The organism is Endozoicomonas atrinae, assembly GCF_001647025.1.
Classification (GTDB): domain Bacteria; phylum Pseudomonadota; class Gammaproteobacteria; order Pseudomonadales; family Endozoicomonadaceae; genus Endozoicomonas; species Endozoicomonas atrinae.
The window spans coordinates 1-22,988 of sequence record NZ_LUKQ02000084.1 but is presented as its reverse complement, the minus strand read 5'-3'; the positions used below and the strand labels follow the sequence as shown (position 1 = coordinate 22,988).

The 22,988-nt window shown below is 48.6% G+C and carries 25 protein-coding genes; 3 read left to right on the top strand and 22 right to left on the bottom strand.

All coding sequences use genetic code 11. From position 1 onward, the window contains the following. The 15 genes from AK963_RS13450 to AK963_RS13380 all read right to left on the bottom strand — a co-directional run. Window positions 1-2,624, bottom strand: a 2,624-nt coding sequence (locus AK963_RS13450; RefSeq protein ID WP_066015972.1) for a hypothetical protein, incomplete at its 3' end; no start/stop codon positions are given. A 113-nt stretch (window positions 2,625-2,737) separates the two neighbouring features. Continuing rightward, the gene (locus AK963_RS13445) at window positions 2,738-4,630 is read right to left on the bottom strand and encodes a leukocidin family pore-forming toxin (protein ID WP_083232633.1); all 1,893 of its coding nucleotides are present in this window, start codon (window positions 4,628-4,630) and stop codon (window positions 2,738-2,740) included. A gap of 257 nt (window positions 4,631-4,887) precedes the next feature. Beyond that, entirely contained in the window at window positions 4,888-5,283 is a 396-nt protein-coding gene (locus AK963_RS13440; protein ID WP_066015970.1) for a hypothetical protein, read from the bottom strand. Next, on the bottom strand, window positions 5,283-8,264 hold the full coding sequence (locus AK963_RS13435; protein ID WP_066015969.1) for a tape measure protein: 2,982 nt from the start codon (window positions 8,262-8,264) through the stop codon (window positions 5,283-5,285). The genes AK963_RS13440 and AK963_RS13435 overlap by 1 nt, the downstream gene beginning before the upstream one ends. 54 nt (window positions 8,265-8,318) lie before the next feature. Then, window positions 8,319-9,062 (bottom strand): phage tail tube protein, encoded by a 744-nt coding sequence (locus tag AK963_RS13430; protein ID WP_066015968.1) that lies wholly within the window; start codon window positions 9,060-9,062, stop codon window positions 8,319-8,321. A 29-nt stretch (window positions 9,063-9,091) separates the two neighbouring features. After that, window positions 9,092-9,502 carry a phage tail terminator family protein gene (locus AK963_RS13425; RefSeq protein ID WP_066015967.1) on the bottom strand — a complete coding sequence of 137 codons (411 nt, stop codon included), beginning with the start codon at window positions 9,500-9,502 and terminating at the stop codon, window positions 9,092-9,094. Continuing rightward, window positions 9,480-10,073 carry a hypothetical protein gene (locus AK963_RS13420; protein ID WP_066015966.1) on the bottom strand — a complete coding sequence of 198 codons (594 nt, stop codon included), beginning with the start codon at window positions 10,071-10,073 and terminating at the stop codon, window positions 9,480-9,482. The genes AK963_RS13425 and AK963_RS13420 overlap by 23 nt, the downstream gene beginning before the upstream one ends. Continuing rightward, window positions 10,063-10,356 carry a head-tail joining protein gene (locus AK963_RS13415; protein ID WP_066015965.1) on the bottom strand — a complete coding sequence of 98 codons (294 nt, stop codon included), beginning with the start codon at window positions 10,354-10,356 and terminating at the stop codon, window positions 10,063-10,065. The genes AK963_RS13420 and AK963_RS13415 overlap by 11 nt, the downstream gene beginning before the upstream one ends. Window positions 10,357-10,380: 24 nt before the next feature. Continuing rightward, window positions 10,381-11,370, bottom strand: a complete 990-nt coding sequence (locus AK963_RS13410) for a major capsid protein (protein ID WP_066015964.1) — start codon at window positions 11,368-11,370, stop codon at window positions 10,381-10,383. 70 nt (window positions 11,371-11,440) lie between these two features. Next, on the bottom strand, window positions 11,441-11,812 hold the full coding sequence (locus tag AK963_RS13405) for a head decoration protein (RefSeq protein ID WP_066015963.1): 372 nt from the start codon (window positions 11,810-11,812) through the stop codon (window positions 11,441-11,443). 48 nt (window positions 11,813-11,860) lie between these two features. Continuing rightward, on the bottom strand, window positions 11,861-12,871 hold the full coding sequence (locus AK963_RS13400; protein ID WP_066015962.1) for a head maturation protease, ClpP-related: 1,011 nt from the start codon (window positions 12,869-12,871) through the stop codon (window positions 11,861-11,863). Next, window positions 12,861-14,336 (bottom strand): phage portal protein, encoded by a 1,476-nt coding sequence (locus tag AK963_RS13395; protein WP_066015961.1) that lies wholly within the window; start codon window positions 14,334-14,336, stop codon window positions 12,861-12,863. The genes AK963_RS13400 and AK963_RS13395 overlap by 11 nt, the downstream gene beginning before the upstream one ends. A 2-nt stretch (window positions 14,337-14,338) precedes the next feature. Next, window positions 14,339-14,539: a phage head-tail joining protein gene (locus AK963_RS13390; protein WP_066015960.1), complete on the bottom strand. Its 201-nt coding sequence runs from the start codon at window positions 14,537-14,539 to the stop codon at window positions 14,339-14,341. A gap of 5 nt (window positions 14,540-14,544) precedes the next feature. After that, entirely contained in the window at window positions 14,545-16,392 is a 1,848-nt protein-coding gene (locus AK963_RS13385) for a phage terminase large subunit family protein (protein ID WP_066015959.1), read from the bottom strand. 381 nt (window positions 16,393-16,773) lie between these two features. Then, window positions 16,774-17,256, bottom strand: a complete 483-nt coding sequence (locus AK963_RS13380) for a hypothetical protein (protein ID WP_066015958.1) — start codon at window positions 17,254-17,256, stop codon at window positions 16,774-16,776. 125 nt (window positions 17,257-17,381) lie between these two features. Here AK963_RS13380 and AK963_RS13375 point away from each other — a divergent pair, with 125 nt between their 5' ends. Next, window positions 17,382-17,735: a DUF3768 domain-containing protein gene (locus tag AK963_RS13375; protein ID WP_175404515.1), complete on the top strand. Its 354-nt coding sequence runs from the start codon at window positions 17,382-17,384 to the stop codon at window positions 17,733-17,735. An 18-nt stretch (window positions 17,736-17,753) separates the two neighbouring features. Further along, complete coding sequence (locus AK963_RS13370) at window positions 17,754-18,170, top strand: hypothetical protein (RefSeq protein ID WP_066015957.1); 417 nt, start codon at window positions 17,754-17,756, stop codon at window positions 18,168-18,170. On the opposite strand, the gene AK963_RS13365 is transcribed toward AK963_RS13370, so the two are convergent. Next, window positions 18,143-18,760 carry a hypothetical protein gene (locus AK963_RS13365; RefSeq protein ID WP_139117396.1) on the bottom strand — a complete coding sequence of 206 codons (618 nt, stop codon included), beginning with the start codon at window positions 18,758-18,760 and terminating at the stop codon, window positions 18,143-18,145. The genes AK963_RS13370 and AK963_RS13365 overlap by 28 nt on opposite strands. 339 nt (window positions 18,761-19,099) lie before the next feature. On the opposite strand from AK963_RS13365, the gene AK963_RS13360 reads away from it, so the two are divergent. Further along, window positions 19,100-19,390: a hypothetical protein gene (locus tag AK963_RS13360; protein ID WP_083232630.1), complete on the top strand. Its 291-nt coding sequence runs from the start codon at window positions 19,100-19,102 to the stop codon at window positions 19,388-19,390. Between the two features lie 194 nt (window positions 19,391-19,584). Here the strand turns inward: AK963_RS13360 and AK963_RS13355 are convergent, their stop codons facing one another. The 6 genes from AK963_RS13355 to AK963_RS13330 all read right to left on the bottom strand — a co-directional run bounded on the left by AK963_RS13355 (window position 19,585) and on the right by AK963_RS13330 (window position 22,654). Next, window positions 19,585-20,652 (bottom strand): GNAT family N-acetyltransferase, encoded by a 1,068-nt coding sequence (locus AK963_RS13355; protein ID WP_066015955.1) that lies wholly within the window; start codon window positions 20,650-20,652, stop codon window positions 19,585-19,587. Then, window positions 20,631-21,191 carry a ParB/Srx family N-terminal domain-containing protein gene (locus AK963_RS13350; RefSeq protein ID WP_066015954.1) on the bottom strand — a complete coding sequence of 187 codons (561 nt, stop codon included), beginning with the start codon at window positions 21,189-21,191 and terminating at the stop codon, window positions 20,631-20,633. Before AK963_RS13350 ends, AK963_RS13355 begins: the two co-directional genes overlap by 22 nt. A gap of 2 nt (window positions 21,192-21,193) precedes the next feature. Continuing rightward, complete coding sequence (locus AK963_RS13345; RefSeq protein ID WP_066015953.1) at window positions 21,194-21,562, bottom strand: 3TM-type holin; 369 nt, start codon at window positions 21,560-21,562, stop codon at window positions 21,194-21,196. Then, entirely contained in the window at window positions 21,559-21,984 is a 426-nt protein-coding gene (locus AK963_RS13340) for an N-acetylmuramoyl-L-alanine amidase (protein WP_066015952.1), read from the bottom strand. The genes AK963_RS13345 and AK963_RS13340 overlap by 4 nt, the downstream gene beginning before the upstream one ends. Window positions 21,985-21,988: 4 nt before the next feature. Beyond that, the gene (locus AK963_RS13335; protein ID WP_066015951.1) at window positions 21,989-22,264 is read right to left on the bottom strand and encodes a hypothetical protein; all 276 of its coding nucleotides are present in this window, start codon (window positions 22,262-22,264) and stop codon (window positions 21,989-21,991) included. A gap of 120 nt (window positions 22,265-22,384) precedes the next feature. Next, window positions 22,385-22,654 (bottom strand): hypothetical protein, encoded by a 270-nt coding sequence (locus AK963_RS13330; RefSeq protein WP_066015950.1) that lies wholly within the window; start codon window positions 22,652-22,654, stop codon window positions 22,385-22,387. Window positions 22,655-22,988 lie beyond the last annotated feature (334 nt).

Genomic DNA, 22,988 nt, shown 5'->3' with positions numbered 1-22,988 from the left:
CAGTTATAACGGACACTCTGCGGGATAACGTAGATTGGCTTCTCTTCAGGAGAGCTGCCATCGGTAAACTGAAGCTCACACCAGCCTGTGGTTACGTCGATTTTTCCGACCACTTCTGCGGTATTGAGCTCGCCGTTAAAATCCGCCGTTGCCGTGATAATGTCCCCGTTATCCACCCGCACCGCCGTTAGCTGCAAGCTGCCCTGACGGATCGGAGCGCCGGGCGTTCGGAAGGCGACCGCATCGATCTTAAAGCCAACGCCGATAGTGGCCGCTGCCTGAATGGTGGCGGTGCTGACCGATCCCTCTGGATAGCTGGCCAAAGTTGCCATGCCTCCGCTGTAGTCAATCCTGCCCACCTGAACCCCGGCATTGGTTTCAGTGCTCAGGTTTTTATAGAGAGAACCGTCCCGATCAAAGTAGGTTTCACCGTTCCATTCAAAGATCACGCTGCCGGGGAGCAGAACGGTATTGTCCATCAAGGGCAACAGATCAATAGTCAATTCTGGTGAGGTAATGTTCTCGTTGTAAGGCGCATGAGCGAGGTTGCTCGCCTGTGCAATGGCGGTAATGGTGCTGCCGTTGAAGGTTTGAGTTTTGGCGGTGTTGGTCACGTCCAGCTTTCGAACGTAGCCATTAAACGTCTGCTTGATGACGTATTCAGGATAGGTGTACTGCTCCAATGCCAGAATGGTAAACGCCCCGGTCTGGTAATCAATGCTGCCATTGACTCCCCGCCAACCACCCGTTGTATCGTCGCTGATCTGTTTAGCCACGTTCCGGGTGGTTTCATAGGTAGTCCAGTCATCCTCGTTTCTGGTTTCACTCGGCACATTGGACAGCTGCTCGACCAGAAATTGCAGCTGGATAGAACCTGGGAGCAGTGGAGCACCGGGAATCGTGCCACTCATTACGCCCTGACCATCCACCGAGACAATCACCTCGCCACCGGCACTGGTGCCTTCCTCATAGGTCAGTTGAATCTCGGTGCCGCTGTCGGGCAGAAAATCCAGCTTAAAGCTCAGCTCGCCGGGTGCGTAATGAATGGCACCGTTACCATCGCCAGTCAGCAGGCCGTTGCCCTGATCGGTCAGGGTTTTATTCTCGCCGGAGGAAACATACGTCACCGTCATCGAGCCGGGTTTGATGCCGGGTTTCTCGACGGTATGGCGAAAGGTCATATCATCCACCGGCACCGAGCCGGTTCGGATCGTAACCTCATCATCATTCTGCGCCACATAGCTAAAGACGATGGCACTGTCAGGATCGGGCAGCGCATCAAGAGTAATTGCCGCAGACCCCGTTGCAAAGATAATGATTCCGGTTCCCGAGCCGGTCATCTGGCCTGCGCCAGTATCCCGAATGTCCTGCCATTTACCGAGAGCGATATAGCTGACCACCAAGGTTCCCGGCCTTGGCTTGGCCTCTGCCATATTCAGGGTGTAGTTAAAGCCCCGGTTCTGGTTGGTGATCGGGATAGCCCCACTGATCGCAGCCCCGGTAATCGCCACGGCAGGCTGATAGGTAGCGTTGGCAGTGGCCGTGGTATAGCTGCTCGCTCGCCAGACATTAATCTCCCCGAGGTCATAGTCCACGGTCAATTTACTGAAGTTATTGGTCCCGCTTTTATGGAGCAGATGACCCGCACCGTCATCTTCAAAGGTGCCACCATCGAGCGACACGGAGAGGGTTTTAGGTAATATGCCACGCTGCACATAGGTTCGGCTCTGGTTGCCGGTAATATGCACAAAACGACAGCTGACCGAACGGGTAGTGTCAGCCGTGGCCACCATGGTTTTGCCGGTATAGCCACCGTATTGATCGAGCAACGGGCTTTCGACCTTGGCACTCGGCACCAGTGGTGCATAAACGCTCTCGGCCTTAACCGTGAGGTCGCCAGCGGTCACATTGGCACTCAATAGCTGAATGCCATAGTAACGGCTTGTGTCGGCTATCTGTGTGCCATAAATGGTGCTGGTTTCTTCCTCCGGTTCTCCGGGGACAGGCTGCGCTCCAACAAAGGTTGTCACCAGTGGGGCACTAATCTCCATTTCCACCTTACGCCGGTTAAAGTCCACATACTCCGAACCGTTGTGATAGGTAAACGTGACCACCGAATGGTCAACAGACGTAATACGGATAAACTGGCTCGTTAGCCCATCGGGAGTGGTGAGCTTATAGACTTCACCAATTTCAGGGACAGACCATTGCTCACGCTGATAGCCAACAATGGAACGCTGACCTTGCAGCTGATCGCCCACCAACTCCCAAGATGCCCTAATACCGGGAACAACATAGCTTTCTATTCTGTCTCTGGCATCCAAACGCTCATCGGTCTGACTGTCGGTATTGAACAGCAAAACACTGACATTCTTATCCTTGGGAGGCTCGGTCAATATCAAATGACTGCCGAGGTAAATGTCATTGTTATCGGTGCTGATCCCGATAAACGCCTTTCGTAGAGCCACATCACCAATGGTTCGGTCGATCCGGGAAATATCCTGAAAGAGATTATTGACGTTGCCATCAATGACCTCGTTCCCAGTGACCCGACCGCCACCGTCTTCCTCATCGGTGAGGCGCTGGCTTTCGAAGAGTTTTACATCGCTATTAGTAATAGCCATAGCAAATCCTTATGCTTGGTTGATATTTATCAAATAAAATTATGGAAATATTTTTCAGGAAGGTTTTTTTATAAAAAAATGAACATCGAACGATGTTGGAAAAAAAGAAGAGCCTAAAATATGTTGGTGAAATCGGTAAACATTTGATCACTAGAGCCATCAATTAAATAGCTTTCTACGTCCTCAACCGAAATTCCACCTTGATTATCATGAGTTAATTTTACATTAATGCCTTTGTAATTACTGATTAAACGATCAGTAAATTCGTCATCTGTTTTTACCCACTTCCACACTTGGGAACGATCACTCCCACAGGCTTTTGTGACAGTTAGATCCGATGAGTCTAAACACTCTCCAGGCAGTAAGACACTCATGTAGTTTTGATTACTATCATAAATAAATGATTGCCCTGAATTTTCATCATTACATATTGCAGTAATAATATTTTTATTTTCTTTAACTTCAATACAACGATTATTATGAATACCTCCAAGTTGCAACTTTACTGGAAATCCACCAGTGAATATTGCGTCATCCCAATTAACAGTAAACGGGTGGACTGCAGTCACACGTTTAGGCTGAATGTCATAACCTTGAAACGAATTGTGAGCACCAACTACATAGTAATGTTGATAAACACGGTTATACAGCGGTTTAAGGCCTACGGTAGCAGTTAAGACGAAGTCCGTATCACCTGTTGCTGTTGGATCAGCTCCAAAAAGTACATCAAAATTTGGAACAAAACCAGCGTAACCAATGGCATTAATTCTTTGGTGATCTACTGGGTAACCGTAATCCCAAACAGGACCTGTATGTTTGTTCTGAACAGACTCGGACGTTGCATATTGCTCGCGATCCCATTTAAACTTTATCCTTTGGGCACTTTCAGGAATACGTAATATCCTATAATCTGCAGTATTAAAGGTTAAAGTATTTTCAACAGTATAAGAGGCTGAAACATCAGCCCCAACGGATAAGCCATCTTTCAAGCTATAGTCCGCCTTTGCTGTGGCTCCAATGGTAAAACCAGATGTTTCAGTATTGCTGTAGTTTGTATTCAGGTTGTTTGATGGAAATGTTCCTGTAATTGCCGCCTTATCATTAGAGGCTGTTAATGCAAACTCATAATATTGTGCTATTGCTGGAGAAAAGTACTCTACTTCCCAACCGTCAATTACAGTGTAACCAGCGGTGTTTTTGTACCACCAGCTGTATGGTTCATTATTCAATTTAATTCCCGCACCTGCTGATTTATCGTCTAGAGTTATCCTGACCAACTTTTGATCAGGTGCTGCACCCTCAGAAGAGAGAACTGACCTAGATCGCATATAGTTAATTTTGTAGCGAAGGCTGATATGTGCATTATTCGCACACCCTGAAGTATTCCCTCTTGACCATACTGTACTTTTTGGAAAAGAGCATTCTTGAGAGGTTATTGGATATTCTAAGTTAATATAATATGATTTGATAGGTATATTAGCCGCAGTGGCTGAAGCTAAAGAACGTGCAGAATGATCTGGTAGCTGATTCTTAAAGGGTTGAAGGTCTTCATGGAATGCTTCCATTTTTTCTACAATGGGTGATTGCTCAGAATCAAAGGGTGAGAACTGGATCACCCCGTCAAATTGATCTACAAGCAAAAACTGATTATTACGAAAACCGACACCAAATAACTTTTTAAAAAAATCCTCGGCATAATTGGCTTCCTGCTCATTACCACTATTAGTTATTTCACTGAAATCAAAAAGGTATTTTTTGTTATTATGAATATTATTCATAACCAAAGGCATTGAAATATCGTATATATTTTCAGGGTATGAGCGGTTTTTATTCTCTAGCCACTCCTTTACATTGACATAAATTACCTTACTATCATCAGTCAGATTGTTCAGTACCTGCATTCCCAAGGGAGTTTGCATCCCTATCGACGTACTGGAGAAAGCCCATGAGTTTACGAGCACCAATAAAAATGCAAATACTCTTACCATATATTGCTTTGTAAGCATATATTTTCTCCTTGACTCATATACAACTGCTCAAAAAAGCTCGACCAAAAAATACCACTTTTGCGAAGCTTCTTTGGTAGTTGCGTTGAAAGACCTAACTAAAAGTTATAGTTAGCCAATTAGTCAATCAATCTAAAGGGATTATTCTCACAAATTAAAGAAGTAGTGTATTGAGAATACATCAAGCTTAATAAACGACATCAAATCTCTATTATAGATATCGAATTAAAATACATCATTTTTTTGAGTTTAGGTTTTCAATCAAGACCTGAGTGAACGGTCAACAAGCGAAGGGTCAGAAGGTATTGATCGCTGTCTTCTGGATAGGCGAATGGTAAAACCTGCTGTGCCTCTACAGGAGCACCGTTAGACCGATCAAAGATAACGGAGAACTGTCGACTATCCGGGAGCATTAGAGTCATGGTTTTATTAGCCGCTTTGGAGAGAGCAAACAGGTTCTTGACCGTCAGCCGGGAAACCCAACCGGCCTCGCCATTGCCAGAGAGAATGATTGACCTGCCATGTAGTAGTTGCCCTTCCTGAACCAGCAAAGCACCGGTCAGGCTCCGCTCGGTGCTTTGCTCGACGGGGTTCCATTCAAATTCATTGATCCAGAGCAGATCATCCGGGAGGGTTATGGTATCCAGTATCATCAGACCGTCCTCATGCCTGCGTTTTTCAGGGCTTCCAGCAGTTTGGTTTCATCCGTTGAATCAATGCCGACATTGACCGCACCACCGGGATATTCCAGCCGGATAATTTTCTGCGGAGCCGGTTGTGTGGTTCGGGTGGTTGGTGCTGACGTACTCACCTGGCTCTCTCGGAGGGCTTGGGCTTTTTCATTGTTGGCCTGCCGGATACGTTCGTTGTAAATCTGCTCACTGATCCGCAGGGCAGAGGTGATATTCTTGATCGCCTCCTGATCCCCTTTGGCAACGGCCTCGGCCTGCTGTACCTTCAGATCGTCACGCTGCGTTTGATAACGACGTTGCTCAATATCCGACTGCCTGCCCTGTAGTTCATCCAGTTCATCTTGCAGACTGTTCAGAGTATTACGAGAACTCTCCCCAAGGCTGGCCATGTTTTGCTCTGCCGAGCGAATGGCATTGTTGAGGCGGTCTAAATCCTGATTGTTCAGGAGGTTCATCGTGTCAGCGGCTCGCTCGCCCTGATGGAGAAAGCTTTTCGCCGTGGAGCCACCGAGCTCATAACTCTCTAACAGTTCTTCGAGAGCGATCTTCTGCTCTAAGTACTGGCTTTTGACATAGGCAGCATTTTTCGCAGTCTCATTCATCCAGCTACTTATGCCGGTGACATCGAAGGTATAAGAGTGCTGTAGCTTGTTAAGTTCTTCTCTCGTTTCTTCGAGCTGACTTTTTAGTTCGGCAATGCTGCTGATCGCCTGCTCGGTGTTGACGTTGCCCACGCCATTCATCGCCACAAAGGCATCGTGCGCCGCACCACTCATCCCCTGTAGTTCTTCGGTCAGGGTGTTGTAATGACCTGCCATTGCACCGGCAATGGAAGTGGCATCATTCAGGGCTGCGGTTTGTTGTTCCCCTGCTTTTTCTGCACTGTCGCCAACTTCTTTGACCGAATCCTTGGTCTTTTTGGCTTCCTTATTAAATTCCGCAAGCTTTTCCCGGCTGGCCTCGGTGGCCTCGTAATATTCCTCCTGCGTAATAATGCCTGCCCGTAAGGACTCCGCTAATACCACGCCGAGGCTGGCTAATTCCGTCCGGGTTTCCGCTGCATTAATTTTTTCCAAGCCCTTGGCTGCGCTTTCAAAGGTTTCTCCGAAGGTTTCACCAACTTCTTTAACCGTCTCATTAACTTTTTGGTAATTGCCAAGTAGCTCATCGATGCTCTTTTTGGAGAGGTCTACATTGCGCTTAATACTGGCCTGAAATTTCTTGTTCGAGTCTTCGGTTTTTTTGGTGACCGTATCCCACACCTTCAACGCAGCTTCGTTTGCCGTTTTGACATTACCTGCCGCTGAGGTCGCAAACTCCTTACCAAGGGAGCGCAGGTAGTTGACCGTTTCCATGGCAGGCTTAACAAATTCAGATGAACTGACCACTTCAGCCATCTTTGTCCAACCATAGATTATCTCTCCGGAGGTATAGAGAAAGGCCGAGGCAAAGCCTTTCACGCCCACGGCAAAGCCTTCAAAAAACGCCGTAACTGAGTTGGTTGTGAGGGTAAACGCTGTGGCTATCTTATCCAGCCCTTTGGTGAGGTTTGAAAAGGCATTGCTGGCTTTAGTGACAACATCATCAAGCGTGATTTCACCTAATGCCGCTTTCACCGCCTCACTTATGGCAATAAAAGCATCACTGATCTTTTTAGCCAGTCCAGACAGGCGACCATCTTGCTGCATGGTCTTAACCTGTTCTGCCAGAGAGCGCAGCAGGTCTTTGGTGTATTCCAGTGCTCCACTGTCGGCAATCTCTGCAACGAAGTTTTGCCAACTGTCCTTCAGGTTGCTGACATAACCAGACAGCAGCGTCATGTTTTTAGCGGCGGCACCTTCGGCGCTTTTGCCAATTTCAGCGATCAGCAGGGAAATAGTATCCCGTCCGAGTTTGCCCGCTGCTGAGAGTTTCTGTAACTCCTGAACATTCTTGCCGGTGGCTTTCTCCAACATTTCCCAAACGGGAACGCCGCGCTCCACCAGTTGCAGAATTTCCTCACCCTGAAGTTTTTGTTTTGCCCATGCTTGGCCGACTGCAAGGGAGATCCCATTCAGCCGCTCCATCCCTCCGCCGAGCTTTGCCGCCTGATCGACAATGGCCTGCATGGAACCATCCATCGGATCAAGACCGAAGGCTTTTAATCGGACAAAAGCTTCAGAGACTTCTTCCAGCTGGAAAGGTGTGTTTTGGGTAAAGTCCTTAATCCAGGCCAGCGCCCGTTCACCTTCAGCCATGGAACCCATAATGGCTTCCAGCTGAACATTGAGGCGCTCAAACTTATCGCCGGTGGTCAGGATGGATTCAATGCCACGTTTGATGGCATAAAGCCCTGCCGAGGCAGCTATTAAACCAGCAAAGCGTTTGGTTAAACGGCCAATGCCTGATGATGCTTTATTGGCATCCCTGGCGACTTTTTTCAGGGTATCTTTCTTGAAGGTACGATCAGCCTGCCTGGCCTTTTTATTGGCTTTCTCAAAGGCATAACCGGTTTCTTCTATTTCATGACTGAGCTTCTGCTGTTGCTGAGCCAGCTTGGTACTAGAGAGACCTGCTTTGTTCAGTTGGTTTCTTAAATTGGCCAATGCTTCACGCTGACGACCATACGCCGTGTTGCTTTTTCTGACCTCCTGCCTGGCTTTGGTCAGCGCCGACGCCATTGCTTTGGTAGGCTTCTCAGCACGATCAACTTCTCTGGCCAACGCAGACACTTTTGCCTGAGCTGCACGAAAGGCTTTCCCTGCCTCATACGTTGCCCGCGTCTGTTTTTCAAACGACGTCAGCAACGCCTTCTGATCTTTCAGCTTGCCAAGCTGCTCTTTCAGGTCAGCCGCTTCGCCCTTCAGATAATCAAGGGACTCTGCTGACTGTTTCACCTTGCCGGACAACGCATCTTTTGCCTTCAGGACTAACTGAATGGCGGACTGTTTGAGTGAGGCCATGGGCTTTTCTATCGAGAAATATGCCCCAAAAATGAGGCTATCAAAGGAAGGTCGTTACTTCGCCAGATCAATCTGCAAAAAGGTACTGAGGCCAGTGCCAGTGATGGTGGTATCTGCCAGCACGTCCAGTTCCAGCGGGATGCTGGCGAAATCGTCGGAGATAAAATCCAGATTCTGAACGGGTGAGAACTTCACCCGGTGCACCCGGATATTGAATGCCTTGCCATCCTGGGCATCGTTCAGGCCTTCCATAAACAGCACGAACTCTTTGCCGGACTCAATCAAGGCCTGCACCATATTGGAGGCTAACGGGGTGTAGCTGACGGTGATGCCAAGGTTATCTATTCCGCCACCTTCCACCACGTTAATGCCGGCTTTCGTCAGTGTGTAGTCATCCCCTTCAACCAACGTGGTATCCAGACTGTCTTTGACCGTTATGGCTTTGGTCAGGTCAGGCATTTTATCGAAGGGAATCAGCTCGCCTGCCACGCCGAAAGAGGTATGGGGTTCATCGGTCACCGCTGTAGTCGAACCTGCGGTGGCGGAACCTCGCAGGGCCATGGCCAGATTATCTGCGGTGAAATCATGGGCGGTAACGCTGGCAGAGATCGACGAAATCCGGCTGATGGTATTTCGGTTTCCCCCGCCACCTAAATAGTTTTTCAACTCCTTCTTATCTTCTTCAAAGCTGAATTTGAACTCGCTCACGTTGCCGACTGGCAACAGGGGGGCAGAGCCATCAGCCGGTTTGAGGTAGATGCTTCCGGCACCAATAAAACTACGATCCATCGTAGACATGGGGTGATCTCCTTATCAGGAAGGTGGGGTTAGAGGACGACGTCAATGTGCAGTTGCAGGTCAGCAAACGACAGGTGTGCATTGCTCGGTGAAATATCAAACTGGGTTTCACTGAAGTGGATAGTTCGGGCTTCTGGCGTAAAACGTTGGCCAGTGGTGAACAGGTTCCGGATAGATCGGGTTAAATCCAGCAAGGTATAAGTGGTGTCCTTGTTGGTTTTGGCCACCACACTGATATTAAATTCCATCCGGTACTTTGCCCGTTGGCCTTGGCGCTGTTCTTCATTAATGGATTCCAGCTGCACTAGAATGGCCGGAAGGTCTAAATCCTGTTCCTGGCCGGTGGCTGAATAGCCAAGGAGCGTGTTTTCGGAAACCTGTTTCAGATGAGCAAGCAGCTTTTCAATAATCTGTCGTTCAGGATTCGATATTGAAGGCATAGTTGAGTTCCTGGTGGAGCAGATCAGTAAACCGGTTCACCAGCAGAGGGCTGACTTTTTTCAGGGAGGTTTCGGCTTCAACATCAATACGCACTGTTTTCTTTTCCAGCGGCAAGCCCATCCACATCCAGCGGCCTGAGCGTTTGGATTGCTGATAACGGTGCTGCCAATAATCCTTTCGTTCAAAGATCAATTCCCGGGAGGCATTAACTGGCCGCATCAGGAAACTGCTTTCCCAGAAACTATGGCTCCCCACCCGGACACCTCTCCGAGTTTGTCTCGGATTACCCAGACGATGAGCACCCACTTCATCAATACCAATCCAGATGGTCAGGTAACGCTCTTTTCTGCCGTAGCTTTTATTGAGCCTCACCCTGATCCGGTTCAGTTCTTTCAGCAGTTTCTGAGAGACTTTCATTCGTCGGGACATATCACGCAGCACTTGCCGTTCAGCCCAACGGCTCAGTTTGGACAGGGATCTCTGAATGGCTTGCTCGGCCTTTTCAGGCGAGTGTTTGAACAGGGCGGTGAGTTCTTCAATATCTCCGCTGACTTCCTGTTCAATGAGCATAGATATTCCATTTGGCTAAGTAGCCATCGTCTTTCAGTTTTCGGTCGACCTCATAAACCTGACCATTGGCCAGCACAGTATCGCCACGCTTCAGCCGGATAGAGCTATCCACCGTTAGAACCGTTACCTCTCCCTGCACAGCTTCATACTTGCCAAGCTCAACCAGTTCTTTAGTGATAATGCCTCTTGCTTCTAGCGATGACTGATCTGAAAGTGTCAGTAAAACAGACTGCCCAAAGGTTGAAAGAATGGTGTGATCCATCACTTTAAAGGCTTCATCCATTTGAGCAGTCTCCTGTTGTTATGGTTAGCTCATGGTGAGCTTGATAACCGCCCGTGGCCTGAGGTTGATTGGCAGGGGATTGGACTGGGTATGAACAATCACGCCCTTCTCAAAATCCATCACCTTCTGCTTGGCATAGCGAGGCAGACCGATGGTGTTGACGGTCTCGACAAAATCAGCCGGCGCAAACCAGGTCTTGAAGATATCTGCACCTGTTGGGTAGAGATATGCTTCATTGGCCGCGACAAAGTCATTGCCACCCACTGAACCGCGGTACTCTTCCCAATCGATATCCGCAAAACGGAACTTGCCCTTGGGGTCTGTGCGCAGCGCTTCGCCATCCTGCCATCGCTGGTAGGCTTCTTTCACTGATTTATGACCGACCAGCCCATCAAAGAAATCCGATCCGCAGAAGGCATGAAGGCCACTGTAAGGCAATGCACCCAGCGCATCATCCACCAGACGGCGGGCTTTGACACCCTGGGCACGAACATCCGTCGTAGTGACCGAGAACTTGAAATCATGGGTCTGCTGAGTAACACCGAACTCATCAAACAGGTTGTAGAGAATGGTGCTGCCATCGCCGTCGAGGATTTCCCCTTTGAGCGCGCCCATTCGCAGAAACTCCAGCGTCACTTCATGGTTGGCATTCATCTTCTGCAATCGCTGGTTTACCACTGCCTGAACGCCCTGCATGGCATCTTCACTGCCGAACTGACGGACATTCTGCACTTCTGCGGCAAGAATCGTGCTGTCATGAGGTATATGAGGCACTACAAAGCTGCGCAGCTGACGTTTATCGCCAATAGCCTGAGTAGCGGGTGCACCACGTTCGGTCGAAGGCAGCAGGCGAAGCTCGCCATTAATGCTTTCCACCACAACGGTTGTGGTATTGATGCCACTCTCCTGAAAGAGACCCAGTTGCCCAAGACGACCAGGCTTGTAATCCATCTCATTGATGGTGGCGGTCAGACTGGTAAGACTGAACGCATCGTCATTAAAAATATCCAGCATGTTATCGCTCCTTGATAACGGTAATAGAAAAGGTGTGAAGAAATTGTGACAACGGGTAATTCAGGAAGGGTTATTCCGTGCGCAGGATAATATCCAGCCCGGCCAGTTGATCCACGGCCGTTGCCTTTTGCTCAACAGTAATCCCGGCAGGCCAGATCAGCAGGCTGTCCACCACTTCTGCCAGACGGGCGATGATGACACCGTCACCGCCTAAAGCGTCCGTCACCTTGCCTGCGTAGAGAATACCAGCCGCGTTTTGGGTGCCATCATCTGCAGCAGGGTCAAGAGGGCTGAAAATCCCATCAGCAGAAGCCTTGCCGACAACAGTACCAGGCATCATCGTCAGGTTTGCCGCCAAGGGTACCTGTTCACGGCTGATGGTATTGTTGCCTTCAGACACCAGAAATTCGCCGGTATACACGGATTCCGTTTTTACACTCATGGGTAAAGTCCTTCTTTTGTTGTAACAAGTGGAGGGATAGAGAAAGGGTTATGCCCGGTTACGCCGACTGTAGATCGCCTGCGTATCAATGGCTGACGTGGTTGGTTTCAATCCCTGCTGTTTGGGCGTCAGGGCATTATTGATGGGTTCATCGTCAGAGGTCAGCAGTGCCAGAAGACGGTTCTGCACCTCCGATAGCGAACAGTCCTCTTTTATAAAATCCGCTGCCTTATCCGGGAAGCCTGCTGTCTGGCAGAGGTTCTTAATCTGGTCATAGCTGGCGAGTCGAGCCTTGACCTCAGCTTCCGGCAGTGCCGCTTTAAGAATTGCAGCGGTTTTTTCTGGATAACCAGCCTGACTGCAAAGATCAGCAATAGCCACAGAATTAATTTGAGGTTGCGGCTCCACCGTCGAATTCTGTGGTGGAACTGGCTCTGCCGGGTTTTTAGCTTGCTCGATACGTCCATAACCATCCGGTGCATTAGTGAACATGGAAAGGTCAAAGCGGGCAGCGGCCTTTACCGGTTCATCAATCTGATCCACCAATCCCAACTCCAGGGCTTCCGTTGCGGTGAACCAGGATTCCGATTCCATCAGTGCCTTCATCTCGTCAAGGCTCTTGCCGGTTCTGGCTGTATAAGACACAGCGATACTGTCCGCGATCTTATCCATAATATCGGCCGTTTTACGCATCGCTTCGGCATCGCCCTGTGCCCAGCCATAGGGGTTATGGATCATCATCATGGCATTTTCAGCGATGGTGACCGTATCTCCGGCCATGGCAATGACACTGGCAATGCTCGCTGCCAACCCCTCAATGGTGACATGGATGCTGGCTTTATGAAGTCGTAAGGCGTTATAGATGGCAATGCCTTCAAACACCATGCCACCCCGGCTGTTTAGCCGAACATTGATGTCTGAAGCCTCCAGATTACGGATTTGATCCACCACACTCTGTGCCGAAACGCCGTACCAGTCGTCAATGTCATCAAAGATGAATAGCTCCGGTGTCTGGCTGGCTTCATTTTTAAAGGTGTACCACTGTCGGTTATGACTCATCCCTGTCATCCTTTGCTGGTTGATTGGAAGTTTTATGGTTTTCCGGGTCGCGGCCGTCACTGTCGTACCTCAGTGAGTGGCCGTCTGCCCGGCGATTATCCGCAGCGATTTCGCCATCCATCTGTTCACTGTCATAACCCAGTTCGCTGACCACTTCGGAACGGGACTTAAAGCCAGAGCGCACTGCCATCTTCTGTGCCTGCATATCCTGAACCGGATGCATATACGGCCAGCCGTGGGCGATCCACTTCACCCGGCGATAGGCTCGTGGATTATTGGCATAGTCAGGAATAGCTACTGAGCCATTCAGCACCGCCATATCCAGCCAGCGGTTCCATACCGGCCGACAGAACTGAAAGATGACCTGGTTATTCTGAATCTGCTGAATGCGGCGGCGGAACTCATTGATGATCAGGCGCAGAGCCCGGTCACTGACTCCGGCCATATCACCCGAGAGCATTTCATAAGGGAGTCCAATACCTGCGGCGATGGCCATCAGCTGCTGTTTCATAAAGTTTGGATAGTCTGCCGCAGTACCAGGCGGGTTATTGAACTCGACCTCTTCACCCGGCGCCAGTTCCTGCATGGTGCCCGGTTCCATCGCTACCATGGGCAGACCAGTGTCGCCAAACACCAGTGGCTTGCCGGTTAATGGGTCAATGGGGTCCTGTTCGGGGGATGGCTTCTTTATGAAACCGGTAAACAGGTTGGCGATTTCCTGCCGCAATAGCGTGGCATCATCAAATTTATCCAGATGATAGAGCCTGACTAATACCTGGGTCAGTAATGGCTGTCCTCTCAGTTGTCCTGGGCGCAGGGCTTCAAAAACATGCAGGACGTTTTCAGCCTTAACTCGAACCAGTCGGGTGCTGTCAAAAGCAAACTCCGCTGGATGCTCTCGGTGAAAATAATAAGCCACCCGTTTTCCCAGCTTGTTGAACTCAATCCCGGCTTTAATGACATGGCCATTATCCAGCGTCTCGTTATAGCTGATGGGAACAAACTCGGATTCCAGCACCTGCAGTTGCAGTTGCAGGGGAACCGATAGTCCATCTTCCGGCTTGCGGGGACGGAGCCTGACAAAACACTCGCCACCTTCAAACATGGATCGGGTGATCAGGGATTGCTGCCCGGTAAAACTCAACAGACCATCGGCATCGGACTCATCAGCCCATTGCAGAAACAGGTTTTGCAGCTGTTCACGTAAACCATCGTCGTCCACTAATGATTTGGGCGTAATGCCCCGACCAATCACATTGCTGACCAGCTTTTCCAGACCACTGCTTGCCCATGGATCATTTCGGATCGCAGCCCGGGAGCGGTTGATGAGTTTGGACAGATCCGCAGTCAGCGCCATATTCGGAGAAAGCCCTGGTGCGTACCAGCTTTTAGTGCGGCGCCCTATACCTGCGGCGGTATAAACTGAGTTTTTGAAACGACGGAAAAGGTTGGTGAGCAATCCCATGCTCAAACTCCCTTGGATGAATAAATGCCATACTGCTTTGGCCTTTTCTGCTGTTTAATCAGCTCCCTCTCAATGGCCTGCAGCCGCCTTTCCATTTCTGCAAAACTGCTGTATTCCACCCGTCGACCTTCAAATTCCACAGTACGGGTCTCACGCAGGAGCACTGCCCGTTTCAGCGCCTGATATTCTGCCTCGGTAATCATGGTGGTTATCTCTGAAGGTAGGAGCTGCGGGAGGATCGACGGAGTGCTTTTGGCTTGTTACTGGTTTCTTCAACTTCGGGATCAGGCGTATCTTCTGGTGCTGGTCGACCTCTGGCGAGTAACTCCAGATTAATGCCCCGGTGCTGTTGCAGAATACGAATCGCGGCCAGTGAGTAGACCCGACAATCCAGTGCCTCATTTCTGCGGTTCTTGGCATCCCAGGTAAAGTACGGCACACCGAGCCGGTATTTCTTTATCTTTTCTTCTGCTGTGGCCTGTTTGAAATAATCCTCATCAAAGCACTCTTTGACTGGCCAGTGGCAGTAACCCTGTCCAGGCTCTAGAATCCGGTAGCGCTGATAGACCAATTCTTTCGCAGTATCCGTCCCGATCAGGGTCAGGTAGACCCCTTTCTTGTTTTTGGTTTTCGGGAAGGTGGCGATCGGTTTGCCGGCCTGCGATGATCCCTTGACTGGTATTGCCCAGTCGGCGCCCTGTTTACGACAGAAGGCATACACCTCATCGGTGTAGTGGCCACCCGAGTCGATACAGACCTGAGCCACATTCATTCTGGTACCATCCTGACGGGTGTAGGTTTTATGCAGCATATCCGCCAGGGAATCCCATATTGGTTGCCGGGATAGATCACCGTATAAACGGACATAATCAATAGACCAGCTTTCCTCACCAGCACCCCAGCCAGTCACTTCAAACTCAAAACGGTCATCCTGAACGTCACAACCTACGGTCAGTATTTCCACCCACCAGGGCACCTCTGCCGGATAATGTTCCCGTCGCTGATAGAGCAAAGCGTACTCAACGGTTTCGCCTCTTTCCGTCCAGGTCTCACCGAGGACGGTATTGGTCCAGTCTTTGAATTGAATAGGATTACTCTTGGCCGCTAAAAAATCCTCAACCGCATTCTGCCAGCTGTACCAGCCATTGGGGCTATAGAGTGAGCTGAGGTGAAAACCAGCGACCTTGTTGCTCTTTTCATTTTCAGCTTGCCAGTGACCATGACTGAGTAGTTTGGGTTTGTCTTTTTCATAATGCTTATGGCCACATTGGACACACTCAAAACGAGCAGTTGCAGGGTTATGGTTATCAAAAATGATTTGAGCCCAGACGATCGGTTGGGAGTGTCCGCAGCCATTGCAGGGAACCAGATAGCGTCGTTTATCACTGGCCTCATAAGCCGCTTCAATCTTGCTGGTCTCGGCAATGTTGGGCGTGCTGACCATTAGTATCTTGCGGTTACGGCTGAAAGTGGCGGTTCGCTTGATGGCCAGATTGATTGGACTGCCTTCACCATCCACATCATCGTCATAGGCATCCACCTCATCCATAAACAGAAAACGGGCAGGCATGGAGCGCAAGCCTGCGGCTGAGTTAGCACCTGTGAAAATCAAAACCCCATTGGGAAACTCCTTGGTCAGCAGGGTATTGCCACTGTCCCGACTTCTCGGGTCTTTGACCTTCTCCTGAAGATCCGGCATTTCATCGATCATCGGAGCAATCCGCTGCTTCGATGTCCGCTTGGCCATATCCAGCGTGGGCAGTACATACATCATCGGACCCGGCGTATGGTCAATCACATAGCCAAGCCAGTTATTACCACATTCCGTACCACCAACCTGGGCACCCTTCATAAACACCACCTGTTCGACAGGCGACGATGGCGACAGACAGTCCATGATCTCTTTCAGATACGGTGTGCGGGAAGTTCGCCATCGACCAGCTTCCTTGGTCGCCTTGGCAGGAAGAATTCGTTTCTGGTCAGCCCATTCAGACACGGTCAGTCTAGTGTCTGGTTTCAAACCAGCAAAAAAGCCTGAAAAATAGGGACTTTTCATACACTTGTTTGTTTATATCCGTGACAAATAGGCGTAACAGCTACCCAAATCTAAAGAGATTGTAAATTTGTGACAAAGTTCACACCCCTTGGCATTACTGAAAAAGCTCAGAATTGGCACGGTACATGATAAGTACCCATTGCAAGGATGACAGTCAGAACCCTTTCAGGATGAACCGAATGCCAGGATGGCACCAGGGACGAAATAACAACAACAGGGTGGGTTCTGTTAGGGGGGAAGCGCAGTTTGCAGGGATTTAACGAACGGAATAAAAGCAAAAAATACAGGGATGTTCTTTCTAACAAGAACAATAACCGAGCTCCAAAATAACAATAACTCTGACGTTTTATTTCCGATTCAGTCCTGTTGATCAGGGCTTTTTTATTTTGTGCGACTGATCAATGCACTCAATGCCTGCTCTATTTCCTCACGTAACAGCTTGGTCACCTCATAAGGATTATCTTCAGCAGCCAGCACATCCGCCATTCGATCAGGAATGGCCAGCAGTTCATCCCTAATAATCCTCCCAGCCTTGAAAGCATCCTGCTTTACCTTGGCAGCATCCGTCAGGGTTCCGCTCTTTTCCTCATACTCCAGCTTCGCCATCTTTGCTTTGAAGGCTTCCCGCATAGTGCGGGCAGTGACAAAGTCAACGGCTCCTGGTTGTGTCGGTGAAAGGTCAGCTGACTGATCAGAGCGGATAAGCGTCACTGGATCAGCATTGGCTTTCATAGCCTGCTGTGCCTGCACTGAATCCACCTTGCCATTTTTCAGTTTCACAATGCCCTTTTTGATCAGCTTCGTGACATAGCCCCTTGTGAAGCCCTGCTGTCTGGCAAATTCCGCTTGAGAAATCAGTGCCATGGGAAGTCATACCTACAGCCATCTCATTCAATATGGACATTCGTCTTAAATTTTCTCGACTTACCGTGGCCATCCCCTATAGAGCTACTGCGACAACAAAAAATGAATCAATAAAGGATGTGCTTATGAATGAAATCGCCACGTTGAATGATGCAGTGCGAAAGTCACTGGTGAATCTTGAAGTAAAAAATAGCCTTGCTCTGATCAATTGTCGGTTTGAAATCACGATGACCGCCAACCTGCAGCACACCGTTGAAAACAAAGTTGGCTTGCTGAAAGCCATTGCCGAATTTGACCACTTCAATGAGCAGAATGATCCCTACGATGAACACGACTGTTTCCGCTTCAAGTTTGAAGATGAATGGATCATCGCCAAGTTCGATTATTACGCCCCGGATATGGAGCACGGTTCGGAAGATGCCACGGACTTAACCAAAACCATCCGTGTACTGACCATTATGCTGGCCATCGATTATTAATAATGGAGAACAACAGCCATGAATACTGAAGCCCAATTGATTACGCATTACTATTTTTGCGCCGGAGTACTGGATCAATTAAGTGACCAGACCCGCACACCGGCCGAACTGTTTGGGGATGGTGAACTGGAACTCATCCAGAACCTTTGCCGTTATAGCCAGATCATCAGCCAGATCGAACACTCAAAAAATGACGAGGAAGGCTTTCCCGGCGTGTTTGATTATGAAGTCTCTGAAACACTGGCGGCTCAGCTCTGGATTTTATTGTGTGAGCAGCACCCAGAATTTGAGCCGTGGGATTTTCCTGATGAAAGTCAGTTCCGAAGCCTGGTAGAGCAGCTGATTGATGATTGGATCCAGCAGCGTATTCCCAGAGAGTTAACGATTGAGCAATGGCTGATTAAAACTCAGCCCACATCATCAAACGATGAATAGCTCCTGCCTCTGGCGCAGTAAAGTAATTCAACTCGATTTTCTGCAGCGATTTGTTTAATAGACTTTAGAGCTTCGGAAGTCATTCTTTCATTCTCAAGCGGGGCAGAATCAATGATTAGCATCACTGGTAACATCTGCCCTCCTCGATGCTGAGCTTCAGTCCTATGTGCAACCAACTTTTCAATATCAGTAGTTATTTCTTTTGGCCTCAGTCGTCCATTCATTCTTTCCGATGCTTTAACTTCAATGGCAATGAACATATGAAGCAGCGTTTTTTCTTGATTCCGCCTTCGCCAATCAGAATCAATCTGCTGATCAAAAATCACCACATCAGGAATAGGTTCAAAACCAGTCTGATAACCAGTGCGCTTACTAACCGCAAGTTTTTGGAAAAGCTCTGTCACAGGTCCTCTGATCCACATTTTGACATTCATACCCAACTGACTCTTGGGAACAGCACCATATTGTCTGAGGCAATGGTAAATCATGGCCTGATAATGTAGTTCAGAACCAAGAACCCCCAAACATTCTTCCTGAATTGCTGGCCAAGCTTGAATTAATGCCGTTTTGGCTCCTTGTAGGCTATCCATAAAATCTCACTCAAACACTGGTAAACAGTGCTATCGGCATGACTAAAGAATTAACCAGATTAATCAGAAAGTTAATGATGATTTGTATACCTGTGTATACCTCGTTTTCAGACCTGTCACTAACGAAAACCCGCGCCCGATCGTACCCGCAAAAAATTAAACATTGCAGGGACCCACGATGTTTTTAACTTGACTGTTTGAAAGCCATTACCTACTGAAAAAATGATTGTTATATCAACCATGTAGAGAGATTTAAAAAGCAGAATAAAGTTTGAGATATACGGCAGTTCACCCATAGTAAAAGTGCACAAACAATAAACAACGCGAAGGAGCAACATCATGGCTACTAACAAAAACACCGCTAAAACCACTGCTAAAACTCCAGCTAAAAAAGATGATAAGAAAACCAAAAAGTCCAACTCTGAAAAGTTTGCTGAACTGGCGAACGTCCGTGTACCCAAAGCCCTGCGGGTATTGAAATCCATCTCATCATTGGCCAACGATACCAAATATGAGTACACCGACGCCCAATCCACCGCCATCATCAGCGCCTTGAAATCTGCGGTTGATGATCTGTCCGAATGCTTTAAAAACGGCGGTAAAAAGGACGAGGAGACATTCCGCATCTAATTCCGGATTCAATCCTCACCAAGCAGGCGATGATGCCTGCTTTTATTTGAGGTTGGTGATTGTTCATGCACTATCGGATCAACACCAGACACCGGTAAATCGTCACCACACGATGATTTCAATATTGATCGTGTAACCTATTACGATGATCAAATGCCCCGCCAGATCGACGTAGAGCCGACCCTGTATGATGCTCAATCCGTACCCACATATTGAAATGAACAGGTCAACCGATCGAACGAATGCTTACTCAGGATCGACTGGGCAGGCATGCCGACCCGTCCGGGTTTTCGGGTCATGATCCAGCGATCGGATTTATTCATCGCATGGATCAGGGCAGGTGAAGTGGTCACGGTATTCACTTTGTAGCCCTGTTTTCGGTACAGCTCGCAGATATAGCAGCGCAACTGAAAACCAATGCCCAGCCCCTGATAATCGGGTAATACCACCGTTCTGTGCAGGCGTTTCAGCTTCTTATTGCTCGGATGAGGAAAATGTAGAACGCTGCACCAACCCACCGGTTCACCATTAATCTCGGCAATGTATTTATGAGCAGAACGATTGTGCTCACTGCTCAGATAGTGAAATGGCCTAAATAATGGCCATTCGGATTGGTCCGCTCTGCGGACATCAATGCGGATTTCAGGTCGCCGAAGACGCCTCCGTTTGAAGGTATGCTTATTGCAATCGTAGACCCAATCCGGCTGCAGCCACTCCACAATGTCATTGTGGCAGCTGACAGCGATGAATTGCTTGCCTTCCTTGCGGATAAACTTCTGGATAGCCGCACTACCGATCTTGGCCACCTGACGATCCACTACTGAAGTAAACTCGTCGTAAATGACCGGTTTGTCGGATTCCAGAATCAGCCTGGCTAACTCTGCCCGCATCTTCTGGCCATTAGAGAGCACTGCGAAGGGCTTCAGCCAATCAGGAGGTGAGGAAAACCCCACCTTGCTCAGCGATTCGGTAATTTGCTTGGCACTCAGGTCTTCGCTGAAATCATCCACTACGGAACGATCTGACCAGTTAAACCCGGAGAACAGTTCAAAGTCCTTGAAGACTTCTCGGGCAATGGTCGTCTTACCAGAACCACTGGCACCGACAATCAGGCCGATGTTCCAGGGCTTGTTTTCAATGGGAATATCAACGTCGAACTCCTTCTTCACCGACTCCATATCAATATCAAACATCCCTTTGACCTTCTCGGTGCGGAAGGAAGGTTTGATGGCAGACTCTACTACAAACTTTGAACTCGGCATTTCAGTCCCTTCTGTGTCAGTTCGTCGTAGATTTCCTGCTGATGGGCTTCGTTCTCACACTCCACCAGAATGTTGAAGATTTCAGTGTATTCCTCGCCATTGGGTTTCTGTTCCGGCACAGGTTCCGGGTCATCAAACAAGCTGACCATAAAATCATCTTTGAAACCGAGCAGGCTCAGGTCAAAGTCCTCTGCCTGAAGTGCATCCACTTCCAGAGCCAGCTTTTCCATATCCCAGGAGGCGTTAAGCGGAATGGCATTATCAGCAATGATGTAGGCTTTTTTCTGGGCTTCAGACAGCCCGGCTAACACAATGCAGGGAACGGTTTTAAGATTTAGTTTCTTCGCTGCCATCAAACGACCATGGCCAGCGATAATGCCATTACTCTCATCAATCAGCACAGGATTGGTAAAGCCAAACTCTTTGATGGATGAACAAATCTGAATGATCTGCTCTTCATCGTGAACCCGGGAATTGTTCACATAGGGGATCAGGTCGCTGACTTTACGATCCACCATCTTGTATTTTTTAGCTGCCATCCTTAGCGCCTTATCTTGTCTGCAACCTTCTCAATCCCACGACTGGCGATGTAACCACCAATACCCAGCTGCACGATGGAGAACAGCTTGAGTTCAACCGCTTCTGATAAATCAGGGGCTGACCAGCCCAGCCAGCGACATACGATCAGGGCGGTAAATACCAGCATCACAATGGGGCGCCATGACCGCTGTAACCAACTATCACCATGAGCTTCAGCCTTGATGACGCCAGCACGCTGAGCCAACTCATCCAATTCGCCTTTAACCGCCATATCCACCAGTTGGTGTTTAGCCTGGGCAGCTTTTTCAGGATCAGGAATGACGCGTTCAATCACCTGACCCAGCAGAGGAATTGCAGCAGTCCAGCTCATTGGACGGTCTCCAACCAGTGCTCAACCACAAAGTTCGGGCAGGTTTTGTAGGGCGTGAAATAGTAATGACCAACGACCTGAGCTTCTGGATAACGCAGCTGTAGAGATTCAACCAGCATTTCCAGCATCAGCCATTGGGCAGACGTGAAATTATCTTCCGGTTCTCCATTCTGGTTGATACCACCCACCATGCAGATACCAATGGACTCATGGTTATGACCTCTAACATGAGCACCCTGAACCTGTGCATGCCTGCCATGCTGAATCTTGCCATTGCGCTCAATGATCCAGTGGTACCCGATATCCGACCAGCCATTCTCTTCCACATGCCAGCGGCGGATATCGTCAGTAGTGACGCCTTGATCCGACTTGGTAGCTGAGCAGTGAATCACAATGTAATTGGTTTCCGTCCTTGGCGTCATTGCTTCACTTCCTGAAAAAGAAGGCGACCAGGCCAATCAGTGCAGATACGACCAACCAGCCAAGCCGTTCAATCCCCGCCAGCAATACACCACGAGAGCTGCCCTGAAGTTCCAGGGCTCTTATCCTGGCTTCCATTTCACTGTGCTTTGAATCCAGCTGATTCATATTGTCATTCTGGTGGGAAATGCGCTCTTCAATCCGGGCAAGCTGAGAGACGGCCTCACTCAGCCTGTCCAGCTTCACATCAATGCGATCCAGACGGTCGGAGAGGTCAGTCATAAGTGCGTCCTGCACAGGGGGAAATTTTGGGCGAAAAAAACCTCAGGCCATTTCTGGCTGAGGTTTTAGAATATGAATGTATACAGACGGTTCTATAATCAAAAATAGTGAGCTTAGGTTCTATTCACTCAAACAACGTGCGAAATATTCTGGATGAGACACCTGTATGCGACTTATGATATCAATCAAAGATAATCTGAGTTCCATTTTCTGGATAGATTCACTATCAATTCCCATTTTATTATATTCGAGCCAAACTTGCTTTATTTGAACTTGTTTCCCTCGCCAAAGTACTACGGGTATCTTTGTTTCAAGGGATTTGGCATCATTAAGATTAGGAACGACTTGCGGCTCAGTCTCTTGATAAATCAATCTAGGTAATTCAATCACTTAGATAATCCTCCATGATAATCCTAAGAATTTTGACTAAAAAAACATCAAATAGTTCCTAAAGGGATCATCCCGTTAACGAAGACTCCTAGCTTCTGCCAAATCTGATCTTAGAAACTTTTCCACTCAGGAGTAATTTCGGGCAAAAAAAAACCTCAGGCCATCTCTGGCTGAGGTTTTACATTTTGGTAAAAACTACCAAATTAAACGCGATGTGCGACTTTGTAAGAAGCTATCTCAAATTACTAGCATGATGGTAAGTCCAACTTAAATCTTCAAAATCACACAACTATACGCTTTCCGTTTTTTTAATCTTCGGAAATAAGGTTCTCAA